Origin of the sequence: Desulfobaculum sp. SPO524 (assembly GCF_044987625.1) — a bacterium.
GTDB lineage: Bacteria > Desulfobacterota > Desulfovibrionia > Desulfovibrionales > Desulfovibrionaceae > Desulfobaculum.
In genome coordinates this window covers 187779-205084 of record NZ_JBJDSB010000005.1, presented here as the reverse complement: position 1 = coordinate 205084, position 17306 = coordinate 187779, and the positions used below count along the sequence as shown (strand labels likewise).

17 protein-coding genes are annotated in these 17306 nt (G+C 61.1%); 10 read left to right on the top strand and 7 right to left on the bottom strand.

All coding sequences use genetic code 11. The features are described from left to right. The first annotated feature begins 12 nt into the window (after positions 1-12). From ctaD to ACI3L3_RS15205, 6 genes are read left to right on the top strand one after another with little or no spacing between them, the layout of a single operon-like run. Entirely contained in the window at positions 13-1638 is a 1626-nt protein-coding gene (gene ctaD / locus ACI3L3_RS15230) for a cytochrome c oxidase subunit I (protein ID WP_404846005.1), read from the top strand. Beyond that, positions 1628-2230, top strand: coding sequence for a cytochrome c oxidase subunit 3 family protein (locus ACI3L3_RS15225; RefSeq protein WP_404846004.1), 603 nt, complete (start codon positions 1628-1630; stop codon positions 2228-2230). Before ctaD ends, ACI3L3_RS15225 begins: the two co-directional genes overlap by 11 nt. Before the next feature lie 16 nt (positions 2231-2246). Further along, the gene (locus ACI3L3_RS15220; protein WP_404846003.1) at positions 2247-2537 is read left to right on the top strand and encodes a cytochrome C oxidase subunit IV family protein; all 291 of its coding nucleotides are present in this window, start codon (positions 2247-2249) and stop codon (positions 2535-2537) included. A 6-nt stretch (positions 2538-2543) separates the two neighbouring features. Further along, complete coding sequence (coxB, locus tag ACI3L3_RS15215; protein ID WP_404846002.1) at positions 2544-3761, top strand: cytochrome c oxidase subunit II; 1218 nt, start codon at positions 2544-2546, stop codon at positions 3759-3761. Continuing rightward, positions 3758-4630, top strand: coding sequence for a protoheme IX farnesyltransferase (locus ACI3L3_RS15210; protein WP_404846001.1), 873 nt, complete (start codon positions 3758-3760; stop codon positions 4628-4630). The genes coxB and ACI3L3_RS15210 overlap by 4 nt, the downstream gene beginning before the upstream one ends. Positions 4631-4657: 27 nt before the next feature. Next, a complete protein-coding gene (locus ACI3L3_RS15205) occupies positions 4658-5086 on the top strand; it encodes a DUF4079 family protein (RefSeq protein WP_404846000.1) in 429 nt (142 codons plus the stop codon). Between the two features lie 84 nt (positions 5087-5170). Here the strand turns inward: ACI3L3_RS15205 and ACI3L3_RS15200 are convergent, their stop codons facing one another. The 3 genes from ACI3L3_RS15200 to fusA form a co-directional block, all read right to left on the bottom strand. After that, the gene (locus tag ACI3L3_RS15200) at positions 5171-6829 is read right to left on the bottom strand and encodes a ribonuclease J (protein ID WP_404845999.1); all 1659 of its coding nucleotides are present in this window, start codon (positions 6827-6829) and stop codon (positions 5171-5173) included. After that, positions 6822-7526 (bottom strand): lysophospholipid acyltransferase family protein, encoded by a 705-nt coding sequence (locus ACI3L3_RS15195; RefSeq protein WP_404845998.1) that lies wholly within the window; start codon positions 7524-7526, stop codon positions 6822-6824. The genes ACI3L3_RS15200 and ACI3L3_RS15195 overlap by 8 nt, the downstream gene beginning before the upstream one ends. A 289-nt stretch (positions 7527-7815) precedes the next feature. Next, positions 7816-9879 carry an elongation factor G gene (gene fusA / locus ACI3L3_RS15190; RefSeq protein WP_404845997.1) on the bottom strand — a complete coding sequence of 688 codons (2064 nt, stop codon included), beginning with the start codon at positions 9877-9879 and terminating at the stop codon, positions 7816-7818. Between the two features lie 476 nt (positions 9880-10355). On the opposite strand from fusA, the gene ACI3L3_RS15185 reads away from it, so the two are divergent. Together ACI3L3_RS15185 and ACI3L3_RS15180 are read left to right on the top strand one after the other, a co-directional pair. Continuing rightward, entirely contained in the window at positions 10356-13313 is a 2958-nt protein-coding gene (locus tag ACI3L3_RS15185; protein WP_404845996.1) for a PAS domain S-box protein, read from the top strand. Continuing rightward, entirely contained in the window at positions 13310-13702 is a 393-nt protein-coding gene (locus ACI3L3_RS15180) for a response regulator (protein ID WP_404845995.1), read from the top strand. The genes ACI3L3_RS15185 and ACI3L3_RS15180 overlap by 4 nt, the downstream gene beginning before the upstream one ends. Positions 13703-13773: 71 nt before the next feature. Here the strand turns inward: ACI3L3_RS15180 and flgM are convergent, their stop codons facing one another. The 3 genes from flgM to ACI3L3_RS15165 all read right to left on the bottom strand — a co-directional run bounded on the left by flgM (position 13774) and on the right by ACI3L3_RS15165 (position 15150). Beyond that, positions 13774-14079 (bottom strand): flagellar biosynthesis anti-sigma factor FlgM, encoded by a 306-nt coding sequence (gene flgM / locus ACI3L3_RS15175; RefSeq protein ID WP_404845994.1) that lies wholly within the window; start codon positions 14077-14079, stop codon positions 13774-13776. A 208-nt stretch (positions 14080-14287) separates the two neighbouring features. Further along, entirely contained in the window at positions 14288-14506 is a 219-nt protein-coding gene (locus ACI3L3_RS15170; protein ID WP_404845993.1) for a hypothetical protein, read from the bottom strand. Between the two features lie 125 nt (positions 14507-14631). Further along, positions 14632-15150 carry a hypothetical protein gene (locus tag ACI3L3_RS15165; RefSeq protein ID WP_404845992.1) on the bottom strand — a complete coding sequence of 173 codons (519 nt, stop codon included), beginning with the start codon at positions 15148-15150 and terminating at the stop codon, positions 14632-14634. Positions 15151-15372: 222 nt separating this feature from the next. On the opposite strand from ACI3L3_RS15165, the gene ACI3L3_RS15160 reads away from it, so the two are divergent. Beyond that, positions 15373-15663, top strand: a complete 291-nt coding sequence (locus tag ACI3L3_RS15160) for a hypothetical protein (protein ID WP_404845991.1) — start codon at positions 15373-15375, stop codon at positions 15661-15663. Between the two features lie 72 nt (positions 15664-15735). Here the strand turns inward: ACI3L3_RS15160 and ACI3L3_RS15155 are convergent, their stop codons facing one another. Further along, complete coding sequence (locus ACI3L3_RS15155) at positions 15736-16539, bottom strand: tetratricopeptide repeat protein (RefSeq protein WP_404845990.1); 804 nt, start codon at positions 16537-16539, stop codon at positions 15736-15738. 274 nt (positions 16540-16813) lie between these two features. Here ACI3L3_RS15155 and ACI3L3_RS15150 point away from each other — a divergent pair, with 274 nt between their 5' ends. Continuing rightward, positions 16814-17305, top strand: coding sequence for a TlpA family protein disulfide reductase (locus ACI3L3_RS15150; RefSeq protein ID WP_404845989.1), 492 nt, complete (start codon positions 16814-16816; stop codon positions 17303-17305). Position 17306 lies beyond the last annotated feature (1 nt).

Here is a 17306-nt window from a genome sequence, read left to right as displayed (position 1 = left end):
AGGAGAAGAGGCATGTGCGCGACCGAGGTCTATGGTCCGGGATTTCTGAATCCGGTTGAAGGCAGCGGCCTCATCCGGTCGTGGATATTCTCCACGGACCACAAGCGGATTGGACTGCTCTATCTGGGATGCATCCTCGCCATGTTTATCGTGGGCGTTGTGCTGGGCCTTGCCATCCGGCTGGAGCTTATTGCTCCGGGCGAGACCATCATGGGCCCGCAGACGTACAACGCCGTGTTTACCCTGCATGGCGTGGTGATGATTTTTTTGGTGGTCATCCCCAGCGTGCCCGCGGCTTTCGGCAATATTATTCTGCCCCTGCACCTTGGGGCGGAGGATGTGGCCTTTCCGCGGCTGAACAATTTTTCGTGGTGGCTGTATATCATTGGCGCGGCGTTTGCCATTACCGCGCTGTTTAGCGGCGACGGACCGCCCGATACGGGGTGGACCTTCTATGTACCGTTCTCCACGCAGACCACGACCAATGTGGGGCTTGCCGTAACCGGGGTGTTCATCCTCGGGTTCTCGTCCATCCTGACGGGGCTGAATTTTATTGTCACCATCCATCGCCTGCGCGCACCGGGCATGACGTTTTCGCGCCTGCCGCTGTTTGTGTGGACGCTGTACTCCACGGCGTGGATTCAGGTGCTGGCAACGCCCATTCTTGGCATCACGCTGCTGCTCATCGCGGCGGAGCGCGTGCTGGGCATGGGCATTTTTGACCCCGCGCGCGGCGGCGACCCCATTTTGTATCAGCACCTGTTTTGGATTTATTCCCACCCGGCGGTGTACATCATGGTGCTGCCCGCCATGGGCGTGGTGTCCGAGATTATCCCGGTGTTCGCGCGCAAGAACATCTTTGGCTACAAGACCATTGCGGTCTCCAGCCTTGCCATTGCCTTTGCCGGGTCGCTGGTGTGGGCGCACCACATGTTTACCAGCGGCATGAGCGACACGGCGGTGCTCATCTTCTCCCTGCTCACCTTTGTGGTGGCTATCCCCTCGGCGGTGAAGGTCTTCAACTGGGTGGCCACCCTGTATAAGGGAGCCATACGGCTGGACCCGCCCATGACCTTTGCCATGTGTTTCATTTTCCTGTTTTCCATCGGCGGGCTGACCGGGCTGGTGCTGGGCAGCGCCGGGACGGACGTGCATGTGCACGACACCTACTTTGTGGTGGGGCACTTCCATTATGTGATCTTTGGCGGCACAGGGTTTGGGCTGTTTGGGGCCATGCATTTTTGGCTGCCCAAGGTTTTTGGCCGCTCCTACAACATGCGGCGGGCCAATATCAGCGCGCTGCTCCTGCTGCTGGGGATGAACGTGCTGTACATGCCCATGCTGGTGTTGGGGATGGAGGGCATGCCGCGGCGCTACTACGACTATCTGCCCCAGTATACGGACATGCACTTTGTCTCCACCATTGGCTCGTGGATTACTGCCGTGGCCTTGGCGTTGATGTTTTGGAATCTGTGGCAGGGTATGCGTCACGGGCCGAAGGTCGGCAAAAATCCATGGGGCGGCGCCACGCTGGAGTGGACGTTGCCGTCTCCGCCGCCGCACCACAACTTCCCGTCGGTTCCCGCCGTGGACCGCGGACCGTACGACTTCTCGGGGGTGAAGGCTGATGACGCATGAGGCCTTGAAGGACTACACCGGCGCGAAGATGGGAATGTGGCTGTTCCTGTTCACGGAGATATTGCTCTTTGGCGGGCTGTTTGTGCTGTTTGCCGTGTATTTGGCGCGCTATCCCGTGGGGTTTCATGCCGGAAGCCTGACGCTGAGCGTGCCCTTTGGCGCGGCGAATACCGTGGTGCTTATCACCAGCAGCCTGACCATGGCGCTGGCCGTGTCCGCCATTCAGTACCATGACATGAAGCGGACCATGCTCTTCCTTGGGCTGACCGTGGGCTTTGCCGGGGTGTTCCTCGTCAACAAGTACTTTGAGTGGAGCGCCAAGATCCACCACGGCATCTATCCCGGCTCGGACCTGATGACGGACATGGAGCACGGCAAGGCCGTTTTTTACGCCATGTACTATACCATGACGGGGCTGCACGGCCTGCATGTGATCATCGGCATGTGCGTCATTGGCTGGGTGATGTGGCTGGTGCATGTGGGCAAGGTCACCGGGGACGACTTCGTCACCCTGGAGAATGCCGGGCTGTATTGGCATCTGGTGGACCTTGTGTGGATTTATCTGTTCCCGCTTTTCTATCTTGTCACTTAAGGACGGGAGACGCGCTATGCACTCGGAAAATGGCGATCATCATATCCTGTCGTACCGGCTGCTTGTGGGCATATGGGCGGCGCTTCTGGTGCTGACCGTCGTCACTGTGGGAGCCGCGGAAATCAATTTTGGGTTTTTGAATGTCGTCATCGCGCTGACCATTGCCACCAGCAAGGCGCTTCTTGTGGTGCTCATCTTCATGCATCTGCGCTACGAGAACAGGACCTTTCACATCATGGTCATTACGACGTTTGTTATTTTGGCGATATTCATCGGGTTGACGTTCTTCGACACAGCATACAGGTAGGCTGCCATGAATCCGATTGTGGACGCAGCGGCAAAGGTTGATTTTGCCTTTCTCATCATCTTCGTCATTTCCGTGGCCGTACTGGCGCTGGTGACGGGGCTGATGCTTTGGTTCTTGTGGCGGTATCATCATACCCGCCATCCCGAGGCCGAAAACGTGCGCGAAAGCGTGTGGCTGGAGGTGATGTGGACGCTCATCCCCACCATCCTTGCCCTTGGCATGTTTTGGTTCGGGTGGGACAGCTTCAAGGCCTTGCAGTCCGCGCCCGAGGGCGCCCTGGAGGTGCGGGTGGAGGGGCGCATGTGGTCGTGGGCGTTCATTTACGACAACGGCCGCCGCAGCAACGTGCTGTACGTGCCCGTAGACACCCCGGTGAAGTTGACCATGACATCCACGGACGTGCTGCACAGCTTTTACGTTCCGGCGTTTCGCATCAAGCGCGACACGGTTCCCGGCATGAACACCTACGCGTGGTTTCGGCCCGAGGAGGCCGGGGACTATGACATCCTGTGCGCGGAGTACTGCGGGCTGAAGCACGCCAATATGCTGAGCGTGGTGCGCGTGGTGTCGGATGAAGAGTTCGGGGCGTGGTACACGGGTGAAACCGATACCAAGGCCGCGGACAAGGGGAAGGCGCTTCTTGAGGAATACGGGTGCGTCAGTTGCCACTCGCTGGATGGCAGCGACGGCGTTGGCCCAACGCTGAAGAATATCTACGGCACCACGCGGCAGGTGGTGAAGGCCGACGGCACGGAGGCCGAAGTGGTGGCGGACAAGCCCTATCTGCGCCGCGCCCTGCTGGACCCCAATGCCGAGGTGGTGAAGGGCTATCAGGCCATGATGCCCGGCTATGACGGCGTGATCCCTGAGGAGGACCTGCTGGAGATGGTCAACTGGATGGCGAACCAGGGAGCCATGACCATGCCCATGGGCCGCAGTGTGGCCGAGGGCGAAGGGTGCCTGAGTTGCCACTCCACGGACGGTTCCGAAATTGCCGGGCCGACCTTTAAGAATCTGTACGGCAGCACCGTTGCGGTCCTGCGCGATGGTGTGGAGGAGCAGGCCACGGCGGACGAAGCCTATCTGCGCGAGGCCATCCTTGAGCCGGAGGCGGTGATTTCCAAGGGCTACCAGCCCATCATGCCCCCCTATGGGCACCTGAGCGAGGATGACCTCAGCGCGCTGGTGGACTGGTTGAAAAGCCTGAGCAAGGCGGGCGGATGAGCACCGGCGGCTGGGCCTCGGCGTGTGTGGCGCTGGCGCGCCCGCGCATCAGTGCCATGGTTGCTGGCGCCGCGCTGTTTGGCTTTTTGCTTGGCTGGGAGGGCGGCGCGCCCCTTGGGGCTGGTCTTGCCGTGTGCGCCGGGTCCTTTGCCCTGTGCGGGGGATGCTCGGCGCTGAATCAGGTGCAGGAGCGCGTACTGGACGCGCGCATGCGGCGCACGGCGTCGCGACCTGTACCCGCTGGCCGCATGTCGCCCAGCCTTGCCACGCTGTGGGCGGTGGCGCTTATGGCGGTTGGCCTGGCGCTGTACGCCGCGGCAGGCTTCTTGGGAGCGGGGCCGCGCGGGGCCGGGGCGCTGGTCCTTGCTGGCGTGGGGGTGGTGGCCCTGTACAACGGGCTGTATACCCCGCTGAAGCGCCTCACGGGCCTAGCCGTGCTGGTGGGCGGCGTTCCCGGAGCCATGCCGCCCTACGTGGGCTGGCTGGCGGCTGGTGGCGCGCCTGATGCGCCGGGAATCCTTGCCGTGTGTGTGGTGGTGTACTTGTGGCAGGTGCCGCATTTTTGGATGCTGGCGGAACTGCACCACGCGGACTACGCAGCGGCGCGGCTGCCTTTGCCGCCTGTGCGCCTGCCTGTGGCCGTGTACCGGCCGCTGATGTATTTGTGGGTGGTGGCGTACTTTACCACCGCGTTGACACTGCCGGTTTTTGTGGGCGCTCCGGAGGCTGCGCCGTGGATGCTGGGCATCTGCGCCGTGACCGGGGCAGGAGTTGGGCTTTGCGGCGTGTGGGGACGCTCCCGCCGCGCCATGGCGTGGCTGAATGCGTCCATGCCGCTTCTTTTCGCAGCGTTGCTGCTCGGCCTGTAGACCACGCTGAACGCAAAGGGGGAACGTATGCTTTGGGTCCATCCCATCGTGCAATTCCTGTGCACGCTTCTGGCCGTGTATGTGCTGGTGCTGGGCATCAAGCGCTTTATGATGTCGCACCTCAAAAAGCGCACGCGGTTCGACTGGAAGCGGCATGTGTTCTGGGGGCGGGTTGTCATCATCGTTTGGTTTGTCGCCTTTGTGTGGGGCGCGGGCATCACGCGCTACAAGTGGGGGACGTCTGACCTGACGGGTACGCACTTTGTGGTGGGGCTCATCATGCTGCCGCTGCTTGTGACCGGCTATTTCACGGGCGAGGTGCTGGACAGAAAGCGCAAACGCCGCACGGTGCTCCCCCTTGTTCACGGCGCGAACAACGCCCTCTTGCTGGCGCTGGCCATTTGGCAGATTTTCACCGGCATTTGGGTGATTCGGATGTTTCTGCTGACGGGTTGAGTGGTGCCCTGTCGGTGGAACAAAAAGCGGGCCGCTTTCCGAGAGGAAGGCGGCCCGCTTGAATGTGTGCGCTCTGGCGCGGCGCTAAATCTGCATCACCAGCGGCATGACCACGGGGTCGCGGTCGATGACGCGGCGGAAGAAGCGGCGCAGGGAGGAGCGGATGCGCTCCTTGAGCTTGCCCGTCTCGCCGGGGGGGATGTTCTCGAAAATATCCAGCACGATGCATTTGGCGTCTTCCAGCAGGTGGCTGTATTGCTGCTCGAACACAAAACCCTTGGACGAAATGTCCGGGCCGACGAGAATTTCGCCGGTTTCATCGTCCACCACCAGAGTGACGATGACCATGCCCTCGCCGCCGAGGAGCTGGCGCTCCTTCAGCACGGTTTGGCCCACGTCGCCAACGCCTTTGCCGTCCACCAGAATCTGGTCCACGGGCACGCTGTCTTCCAGACGGATGCCGCCGTCAGCCAGCAGGGTGAGCGGGTCGCCGTTCTCCAGCACAAGGGCGCGCTCCGGCGCAACGCCGCATTCGCGCGCAAGGCGGGAGTGCTTGACCAGATGGCGGTACTCGCCGTGCACGGGCACAAAGAACTTGGGCCGCACGGTCTCCAGCATGATTTTCAGTTCCTCGCGGTGGGCGTGGCCCGATGCGTGGATGCCCTGCACGCGCTCGTACAGCACCTCCGCCCCGAGGCGGTAGAGGTTGTTGATGACCTTGGTGATGGCGCGCACGTTGCCGGGAATGAAGCGCGAGGACATGAGCACAAGGTCGCCCTCGCGGATGGAGAGCTGCCGGTGCTCGCCCGAGGCGATGCGTGAGAGCGACGCCAGCGGCTCGCCCTGCGAACCCGTCACCAGCAGAACGATTTCCGAATCCGGATAGGAGGGGATGTCCTCCATGTCGATGATGGTGTCGCTTTTCACGCGCAGGTAGTCCAGCTCGCGCGCAAGGTCGATGTTGCGCAGCAGGCTGCGGCCGTTGACGGCCACCTTGCGTCCGAACTGGGCGGCAAGGTCAAAGACTTCCTGCATGCGCTGGATGTGGCTGGAGAAGAGCGTGACGATGATGCGTCCGTCGTGCCCGTCAAAAATGTCGTGCAGGGAGCTTTTGATTTCGCGCTCGGTGAGGGCGAATCCGTCGCGTTCCACGTTGGTGGAGTCGGACAGCATGAGTTGGACCTGCCCCTCGTCGGCAAAGTGCTTAAAGCCGTCAAGGTCCGTGGCCACGCCGCCAAGGGGATTGCGGTCAATCTTAAAGTCGCCGGTGTGGACGATGCGTCCGGCCGGGGACTCGATGCCCATGCCGAAGCCGCCCACGATGGAGTGGCACACGGGGAAGAACGTGACGCCAAAGTCGCCAAGCTCAATGCGGTCGTGCCCGTTGACGGTGCGCAGGTCCGCGTCGTCCAGCAGGTCATGTTCGCGCAGTTTGCTCTGCACAAGGGCGATGGTGAATTCCGAACCGAACACCGGGGCATGGACATTCTGGAGCAGCCACGGCAACGCGCCGATGTGGTCCTCGTGTCCGTGGGTCAGGATGATGCCTTTGAGGCGGTCCTTGTTTTGAATGAGGTAGTCGAACCGGGGGATGACCACGTCAATGCCGAAGAGGTAGTCCTCCGGAAACATCAGGCCGCAGTCGATGAGGATCATGGAGTCGTCCGTCTCCATGACCATACAGTTCATGCCAATCTCGCCCAGACCGCCAAGCGGGGTCAGGGTGACGTTGTGTTCAGCCATTATGCTGCTCCATGTAGGCCGCGTTCATGGCGCGGTACAGGTCGTCCTTGAAGAGTTCGCGCTCTTTGAGCGTGTAGCGCCCCTGTGTGGTAATTGGGGGCAGAGCCTTGACCCGTATGGTGCGGTTCTCGCCGAAGCGGATGCGGTTTTTGGGCAGGGTCTCGCCGGAACCGGTGATAACGAGCGGGACCACCGGAAGTCCCGTTTTGAGCGCGATAATCATGCCGCCGACCTTGAAGGGTTGCAGCGAGGAAAAATCCGAGGCGCGTGTGCCTTCGGGAAAGATGACAATGTTCTGCCCGGCGCGGACTTCCTCCACCGCTTTCTCCACGCTTTTCATGGCGCGGCGGCGGTTGGTGCGGTCGATGGGAATGGTCCCGGCGTTGCGCATGGCGTTGCCGAACAGGGGAATGTCAAAAAGCGACTGCTTGGCCACAAAGCCGATGCACCAGTGGCGAAGCGATGTGTACAAAAGCGGAATGTCCAACTGACTTTGGTGGTTGGCCATAAAGATATAGTTCTGGCTTGGGTCCAGATTCCCCAGGTCCGCCTCCACGCGGATGCCAGCAAAGCGTACGGCGCAGGCGCTCCAGAATTGGGCGCACCAGCGGGCGGTCTTGGGGATGGTAATGGCCAAAATGGTAAGCACTGCCGTCAGCGGCAGGTACGTGGAATAAAAGAATATGGTTCTAAGCATGTTGTGGTGCGATGTCCTTGTTATCGTGTCCGGGCGTCTGCAAATATGACCCCGGCGGGGGCAATGTACTGGAAATACGGACGACAAACAAGGCGCAGATTGCCTGCCTTCGCTGTCCCCGAGCCGACACTCGGGCGCGGAAAAATCGGCGCAATGCCGACCAAAGGACGAAAAACGCCGCCCCTGCGCATGCAGGGGCGGCTGTGGTGACAGGAATGTGTGGCGCGGGGCGCACGGGCCGCCAGCGCAGTGGTGGCGGGGCCATGCCTCGCCGGAAGAGGGATGCGCCCTAGGCATGGGCGGGTTCTGCGGCCTTGGCCACAACTTTGTCCACCACCTGCGGCGGCGCTTCCTCGTAGTGGTCAAACTCCATGGTAAATGTGCCCTGACCGCCCGTCATGGAGCGCAGGTCCGGCGCGTACTGGAGCACTTCCTCCATGGGCACATGGGCGCGGATTTCCGTCACGCCGCCCTGCGAATCGGACCCAAGGACCTTGCCGCGGCGGCTGGACAGGTCGCCAATAACGTCGCCCATAAAGTCGTCGGGCACAAAGACGGAGACGAGGACCACAGGCTCCAGCAGGATGGGCTTGGCCTGCTCTGCCGCCTTTTTGAAGGCGAGGGAGCCGGCAATCTTAAACGCCATCTCCGAGGAGTCCACGGAGTGGTACGAGCCGTCGTAGAGGTGCACCTTAAAGTCCACCACCGGGTATCCAGCCAGAACGCCGCGCGCGGCGGCCTCCTGAATGCCCTTGTCCACGGCGGGGATGTACTGGCGCGGAATGGCGCCGCCGACGATTTCGTCAACGAATTCATAGCCCTCGCCGCGCTGCATGGGCTCCAGCCTGATGAGGCAGTCGCCGAACTGGCCACGGCCGCCGGACTGCTTTTTGTGGCGGCCCTGTACGTCGGCCTTGCCCTTGAAGGTTTCGCGGTAGGGCACCTTGGGCGTTTTGAGCAGGATATTGGTCTTGAAGCGGCGCTTGGCGCGCTCCACGGCGATTTCAATGTGCAGTTGGCCCATGCCGGAGAGCAGAATGTCTCCGGTTTCCGCATCACGCGTGAGCTTGAGGCAGAAGTCCTCCTCCAGCAGCTTGTGCACGGCGGAGTAGACTTTGTCTTCCTCGCCCTTTTCCTCGGGGGCGAGGGCGTAGGAGATAAGCGCCGGGGGCAGCGCCGGGGCGGCAAAGGTGAACTGGGCCTTCTCGTCGCACAGGGTGTTGCCGGTGTGTACGTTTTTGAGCTTGGCCACGGCCACAATGGCGCCGGGACCGGCCTCGCCTTTGAGGGGTTTTTGGGTTTTGCCCTCAATCTGCAGCAGATGGCCGATGCGTTCCTTGTCGCCTGTGCTGGTGTTGAGCACCTGTGTGTCGCCGGCAAGAGTGCCGGAGAGGATGCGCATGACGGACAGTTGTCCGGCAAAGGGATCGGCAATGGTCTTGAAGACAAAGGCGGAGAAGGGGGCGTCCGGGCTGGACTTACGCTGCTCGCCGTCTTCACCGGGCCAAGGGGAGCGTTCCAGGGGAGAGGGGAACAGGTTCTGCGTGAGGTTGAGCAGCATGTTGCTGCCGCGGTTTTGCAGGGCGGAGCCGCAGGCCACGGGGGTCAGCTCGCCGGAGCGGACGCCCTTGCGCAGGCCGATGGCGATGTCGTCGTCGGAGAGCTCGCCTTCCTCAAGGTATTTTTCCATGAGCTCTTCATCGCTCTCGGCGATGTTTTCGATCATGGTTTCGCGCAGGGTTTCAACGTCGGAGGCTATGTCGCCGGGGACGGCTGTTTCGGTAAAGGAGCCGTCTTCGTTGTAGATATAGGCCGTGTTCGCCAGAATGTCCGCTACACCGCGGAAGTCTTCCTGCTGGCCGATGGGCATGTAGAGCAGAACGGGCTTGGTATCGAGCATGGAGGAGATGCTGTCGAAGGCCATGTCAAAGTCGGCGCGGTCGCGGTCCATCTTATTGATGAAGATGATGGCGGGGAGGTCTGCCTTGCGGACTTCGCCCCACAGGCGTTTGGTCAGGGGCTTGGCGCCGTCCACGGCATCGATGGTGAAGATGACGCCGTCCGCAGCGGTGAGGAGGTAGGCGATGTCGCCGACGAAGTTGTTGTCGCCGGGAGTGTCGATGAGAAAGTGGGTGTTCTTGTTCCACTCGTACGAGGCAAAGCCCGGCTGAATGGACCCACGGCGTTTGATTTCCTCGGGTTCGGTATCGAGGACGGTGGTGCCTTCCTCAATCCTGCCGAGTCGGTTGATGACGCCGGTCTGGAGCAGCAGCATTTCGGCGACCGAGGTCTTTCCGCAGCCGCCGTGTCCTACAAGTGCGTAGGTCCGTTGGGTCTTGAGCGCATCCGACATTGGTCTCTCCCTTGGCTGTGTATTAATTCCGGGTGACCGCAGCGCTAGAGCGCACCGCAGAACCCGGAAACAGGTCCGCGGATAAGAAATTTCAATGATTTAAAGCTATACGAAGCTCCCTTCAACGTTGTCAAGCGGCGAAATGCAGACTCGCGCAGGTGTTGGCCCCAGCTTGTGCGTGGGCGCAGGCCCCGCCGCGCGCGCTAAAGCGCAGGAGTGCCAGAGTAACGGTAGGTTGCGCCGGCGCGTAGGCGCGGCCCCGGCGCGGCGTAGAATGTTGGGGCAGGGCGGGCGCGCGGCGGAGTTTTCTGCGCGCAGAGTGGACAATCCCGCGCGTTTTGTGGGATTCAATAGGAAGGAAGTTCCGTCATTTTGGCGGGACCGCTGGGGCGTCTGGCATAAAGCGCGACGGGCGGGTCTGATTCGTCTTTTCCTGAGTTGCGGTATGCGTCCCACCATCAAGCTGGGGTCTGTTCATGCAGAGTAGGCGATTTTTCCAGATGATTCTGGTTGTGCTGCTATGCCTTGTGGGGCATGGGGCCAGAGCCAACGGCCTTGTGACGCCCCTCACCGAGGAGGAGCGCGACTGGCTGTGGAAAAACGCCGCGGATGTCGTCTTTGTCTACGACCAGCAATTTCCGCCGTTTGAATTCTCCGACGAGGAGGGCCGCTTTACCGGGCTTGGCGCGGACTACCTGCACCTTGTGGAGGAGAAGCTGGGCGTCAAGTTTTCGTACAAGACCCACCCGGATTGGAACACCGTCCTCAACATGCTCCGTACGGGCGAGGGCGACGCCATTACCGCGCTGACCATTATCAAGGACCGCGAGGATTATCTTATATACACCAACTCCTATGTGGAGGTGCCGTGTGTACTGCTGGTGCGCAGTGATGATAAAGCCACATCAACGATGGAGGACCTTGATGGCAGGCGCGTGGCCGTGGTCAATGGCTACGCGACCCATTCCTTCCTTAAAGACAACTACGCCTCGCGCTTTGAAATCGTCCCCGTTCCCACGGCGCAGGCCGGGCTACGCGACCTCGCCTTTGAGGTGGTGGACGCCTTTGTGGTGAACCTTGGCCTTGCGGCCTACTACATCGAAAAGGACGGCCTCGCGAACATCCGGGTGGCCGGGGACGCCGTGTATACCTACCGTTTCAGCTTTGCCGTGCGCAAGGACCTGCCCATCCTGCGCGACATTCTGCAAAAGGGGCTGGACAGCATCACAGACGAGGAATCACAGGCCCTGCGCGACAAGTGGTACAACATGGATGGGGACCGCAAGCACACCTTGTTCCTTTTGCGTATTGGCGGTTTGACCCTGCTGGCCGCGCTGGCGATTATTGTCGTCTTCTACGCCGTGAACAGGACGCTGAAGAAGCGGGTGCGCGAGCGGACCGAAGCCCTTGAATTTGAGCTGGAGGAAAAGGAGCGCATTGCCGAGGAATTGCGCCTGAGTCAGGAGCGGTACGCGCTGGTTGTCCAGGGGGCCAACGACGGCATCTGGGACTGGGACGTGGCGTCGGACTCCATCTATTTTTCCCCGCGCTGGAAAAGCATCATCGGCTACGCCGAACACGAGATAGACAACGATGTGAGCGAGTGGATGGACCGCATCCACCCAGATGACAAGGACAGGGTTCTGCGCGTCAATCGCGAGTGCCGCGACGGCGTACGCGACCAGTTTGAGATTGAATACCGTCTGCGGCACAGGGACGGCAGCTACCGCTGGATTTTGGGCCGGGGCACGGGCGTGCGTGATGACTCGGGCCGTGCCTACCGCATGGCCGGGACCCACTCGGACATCACGGGCCGCAAGCGCGCCACCAACGAGCTGGCGAGGTCCAACCGGCTGCTGCGGGCGGTGCTGCATCAAGCACCGTTTGCCATCGTCATTGCGCAAGGCAACGCCAAGTCGTGGATTATCACCGCGTCCAACAAGGAGGCCGAACGCCTGCTGGGCATCAACGAGGAGGCCGTGGGCACCACGGGCATGGTGGACGGCGAATTCGTCAATGCGGAGACCATCCGCTTCCGCGCCTACGACTTGGACGGCTGGGAGTTGCCGCGCCATAAATTGCCGCTGGCTCTGGCGATGACGCAGGAAAAAGTGCTGAGCGGGATGGAGATGGTGGTGGTGCACACCTCGGGCGAGGAATACACCGTGCTGGTCAACGCCGTACCCGTGCATGACGAGCAGGGCGAGGTGGTCGCGGGCATTGCCATCTTTTTGGATATTACCGACCGCAAGCGCGCCGAGGAGGAGCGCAGGCAGCTACGCAATATGCTTCAGTCCATCATTGACTCCATGCCGTCGGTGCTGGTGGCTCTCGACGGCGAGGGCCGCGTGACACAGTGGAACACCGAGGCCGAGCATATGACGGGGATTAGCTTTGCCGATGCCGAAGGCCGCTCCCTCAGTGACGTAATGCCCGAACTTGCCGGAGAGACCACCCTCATTGACGCGGCGCTGGCGGAGCGTAAGCCGCAGGTGTCGCCCCGGCGGGCGCATATGATGGGAGAGGGCGCCATGCGCTACGAGGACCTGACCGTGTACCCGCTGGTGTTCGAGGGCTTCGAAGGGGCGGTTGTGCGCATTGACGACGTCACGGAACGCGCGCGCATTGAGGAAATGATGATTCAGGCGGAGAAGATGCTTTCCGTTGGAGGGCTGGCCGCTGGCATGGCGCACGAAATCAACAATCCGCTGGGCATCATTATGCAGTGCGCGGAGAGCATCTCCCGGCGTGTTTCGCCCGAGCTTGCCGCCAACACCAAGGCCGCAGGCGAGATTGGCATCGACCTTGGGCAAATGCGGCAATACATGGATGAGCGCGGCATTTCCGGGTATATTGATGGCATCCGGGATGCCGGAAGCCGCGCCGCCAAGATTGTGCAGAACATGCTGAACTTTAGCCGCAGCAGCGAGTCGCGCATTCAAGCCTGCGACCTGAACTCCCTGCTCGATTCAACCATTGAACTGGCGGCCAACGACTACGACCTCAAAAAGAAGTTCGACTTCCGGCAGATTGAGATAGAGCGGCGCTATGCCACGAATTTGCCGCATACGCTGTGCAGTTCCACGGAGATTGAGCAGGTGTTTTTAAATCTACTCAAAAACGCCGCGCAGGCCATGGCCGAGGCGGACCCGCCGCCCGAGACGCCGCGCATTATCATCCGCACGGCGCTGCAGCGCGCGGAGATACTCATAGAATTGACGGACAATGGTCCCGGTATGCCCGAGAATGTGCGCAAGCGTGTGTTTGAACCGTTCTTCACCACAAAGTCCGTGGGCACCGGGACGGGCCTTGGGCTGTCCGTGTCGTATTTTATCATATGCACCAATCATGGCGGTCAGTTTGATGTGGAGTCGGCACCCGGCAAGGGCGCCAAGTTCACCATCCGGCTGCCAGTGAGGGAGGCCGCCGCATGAGCCGAGAAGAACCCGTCATACTTGTGATCGACGATGAAGAGTTCATCAGAGGCACACTGGTGGACTTCTTCGAGGACTGTGGATTTGAGGTCCATGCCGCCGGAAGCGGTGAGGAAGGGCTGGAGGTGCTGCGCCGCATCGGCCCGGACCTTGTCACCGTGGACATGCGCCTGCCGGGGATGGACGGGAACGATTTTATCCTGCAGGCCAAAGCCGAAGTGCCGGACCTGATGGTGCTTATTTTTACCGGGTCGGCAGATTACGTGCTGCCGCAGGCGCTACGCGACATGGGCCTGACGTCGCGCCATGTGTTCAGCAAGCCCGTGCGGTCCATGGAGGCCCTTGTGGATGCACTGGACGACCTCTACGGCGTGAAGGTTGAGTGGTAGGATGAAACGGCGGCGGGCCGGATACCCATGGGTATCCGGCCCGCCGTGCGTGCGAGTATGTCGGCTCTGGCCTACTGCCAGAGGTCCAGTTCCTCGGAAATGAGCTTGTCCGCGATAAGGCGGCCGTTTGGCGAGTAGGTTCCGTTTTGGACCTGCTCCTTCAAGCGGGCGACCTTGTCCTCGCGCGTGTCCGGGGCTTCCGCCGCGACCTCGCGCGCTGTGGAGAGCAGGCGGGCATCTCCGCTGACGGAGACGGCGTCCCGCGCTTCACCCGACGAATTTTTGACATCGGGCGAAAGCTCTTCACGCTCGCGGTCCTGCTGGATCTTGAGCTGATCGTAGGGAGTCCTTCCCGGACCGATACCCTTGATATCCACGATGTTCCCTCCCTTGAGCCTGGGCTGGTGCCCTGTGGCTCCATCTCTAAAATATGCACCGGAGACCGGAGTGTCAAATGGCTCTGGCGGTGTCTGGTGGCTGCGGTGAATTCTGTGTTGAATCCTGCTGTAGATGGAATGCAGTTTTCATGCCTGAACAGATGTCAGCTCCGGTGCGTGGCAAGGGACAGCGCGGCGGTGCGGGGAATCAGCCCCCAACCGAGGGGATCAGCTCTCCCTTGGAGTTGTACACGGGCGACGCCTCAATGGCGATAAGCCGTGCGGCCATGCCCGGGTCCGCGTACACTTCGCGCTGCAGCTTTGCCTTTTGGATGTCCTTCATGGAATTGGCAAGGGACTTCTGACGGTCCGCCGAAAGGACTTCCCAACCATTGGTCGATGCGTTTGAGATGCTTGATATGGCCATGTCGAAACCTCCATGTTTCGGGTATGGCATTCGCGACCATGCCGTCCGGTTGCTGTTACAGTCTCTATCGGCTGGGTGTGCAAAAAACTTTAGCAAAGACCGTGGCGTATGGATTGTGGGAAATATCAGGCACTCTCGGATGGTGTGCGCAGCTTGGGGCAACTGTTTTGCAAAAGACATATGGCGCATCCGCCCTGCCACGGCATGGGAGTGACCAGCGCGTAGCGCCGCTCAAGAGTCGTTTCCGATGTCCAGACAAGGCCAAAGCGGTCTGAAACCGCGGCCAGCTCCGGGTCCGGCGCAGGGACCGGGGCGCAGCCGTGCTGCGCAATTTGCGGCACCAGTTGCGCCGTGGCCGCCATAAGCAGGTTCAGCGCCAGCACATGCAGCAGAAAGGACGTGCGCGGCTCCGCAGTCCAGCAGCCATCAATTTCGTCTTCTACCGCTTTGTCCAGCCACGCCAGCAGGCGCGTGCCGCCGCCGGTGCGCACCGCGCACGCCGTGAGGCGCTCGGTCCAGCGGTCCCACGTGGCCGCAAGGCGCTGGGTTTCCGCCTCGCCCAGCGCAGGGGCCTCGGCAAGCTCACAGAAGCGGGCGGGGTCGAAAGGTGGGCGGGGTGAAAAACGGGTGGAGCCGGGAGCCATACTTCTTTCTCCTCAGTTGCGCCGCTCCCGCGGCACGGGGCAAGCGTCATAAGATTATGCCGACACAGACCAGCGTCTGGCCGCGGCCCATCCTACGCCAGAATGCGGTCACCGTCAGCCCTTGGGGTGGACTTTGCGCCGCGCCGGGGGCATCATAGGGGCGTCTGGCCGCTTCCGTCGTCAAGACCGGCGCGCGGCCACCCCCAGCACCGTGAGGCCCATATGCTTATTTTGTACGATTCCCAGCACGCACAAGCCTTCCGGCGGATGTTTCGCCGGTTGCCGCCCTATACGCTGTATAATTTGAAGGAGTCGCGCGCTGCCGAGATGGCCCAGCGCGAAGCCGCCCGCGCCGCTGGCTTTGCCCAGCGGACGCAGATGGGCGTGGCCCCCTCCGACCGCATGGGCATGCATCCCACCATGACCCTCGACCCCGCCGCAAACAACCGCTTTTCTGGAGGCGAGGTGCTGCCCGAGGTGAACACCGGGCGCATCATGGTTGCCCAGTCCTAAGCCCCCACCAGCGTTCATGAAAAAAACGCCACCCGGTTCTTCCGTGGTGGCGTTTCGTTGTTGTGATGCGCTTTAGATGCCAGTAATTTTAATGGCTCCTCCGTCCCGGAGCGACGGCTTGGCCTTGTGCAGCGCCTTGCGGAGCATGCGCGCTTCGTACAATTCAGGATTGATGGACAGGCTTTCCTTGAGGAGCTTCATCGCCTGGTCAAACTCTTCCGCCTCAAAGTGCGCGCGGGCAATATTGAAGAGCAGGTGGTCGTCCTCGCCCGTCAGCTCCTGCGCGCGCTTGTAGTAGCGGATGCACTCCTTGAACATGCCGTTGCGCCGGAGCCGGATGCCAAACTCGTTGAACAGGTGCTTGTGCTGCTCCGTAAAGGCCGCATCCAGCGTGACCAGCTTGTCCAGCACTGCCTGCGCCTTTTTGTTTTCGCCGCGTTCAAGGTACGTCAGCCCAATGCCGAAGTTGGCGCGGATGTGGTCCTCGTCAATCTCCAGCGCATTGGTGTACTGAAATTCCGCGCTATACAACTCGCCCTTTTCCCGATGCTCGTCCCCTTCGTCCACGGTTTGCTCAAGCTGGCGCATGCGCGGGGCCGTGTGCGTCATGTACAGGTCCGGCTCCGGAGAATACTTCTCCAGCACGGTCTCCGGGGAGATGGGCCTGGTGCTGCCCGTTGGGATAAGGTTCTTGTTGACCGGCCGGATGGTCGTCTTGCCGTCGGCGTCGCGCTCAACAAACCACAGTGTTTTGCTGATCTTGCGTTTTTTGGTCGCACCAAAGCCAACAGTGCTCGACTTCCTCTCCGAAAAAATGCCCGCGAACGGGGAGGGGAGGGTTTTAAAAGAGGCATCCGTGGCAAGTGGTTCTGTCATGGGCAATGCGCTTTGTTTATGTGTCGTCGCCGTGGTCGAAGAGGCGGTGGACGTGGTATGCTTTCCTCAACATATTGATGGAACCACCCGTGAGAATAAAGACCCTAGAACCCTTGGTAGAGGCGGATATTCGCGATTATCGCACCAAGGGTCCGTTTTTCTCGACAAAGCGTGTGCACGCTTTCGATCAAGGAGTTGCCGTGTGTTTGCAGTGATTTGCAGCGCAAGAAAAAAGCGCCGTCTGGTCGACTTTTTCCGGAACCGTTTGATTGCCTTGGCAGTTCTTTTCACCCTTTTTTCGCCCGTCTGCGTCAATGCAGGCTATCTGGGCGGCGTGGATGCGAAGGCGCTTCAGGATATCGTAGATGATTCCACAGGCCGCGTTGTGGTGTTGTCCTTTTGGGCCACGTGGTGCCCGCCCTGTGTGCGCGAGATGCCGGACTTTATGGCCCTGCGGCGCAGCGTGCCGGATGACGAGATGCGCCTCATCGGCATTTCTCTCGATTTCGACGAAGATTCCCTCAAGACGTATGTGGATGAGAATAAGGTCAATTTTCCCATTTATCGTTCTACGCCGGGCCTTGCCAAACATTTTGAGGTGGAAGGCGTTCCGAAACTCATGGTATGGGATGCACAAGGGACCCTGCGCGTCGACCACGTAGGGTATGTGCCCGGAGACGTGCTGCGCGCACTCGTCATGCAGTTCCTCCCCGAGCACGCCGACGGCGGCCCCCAGTCCAAGGAGGAAATGAATCCGGGGAGTTGAC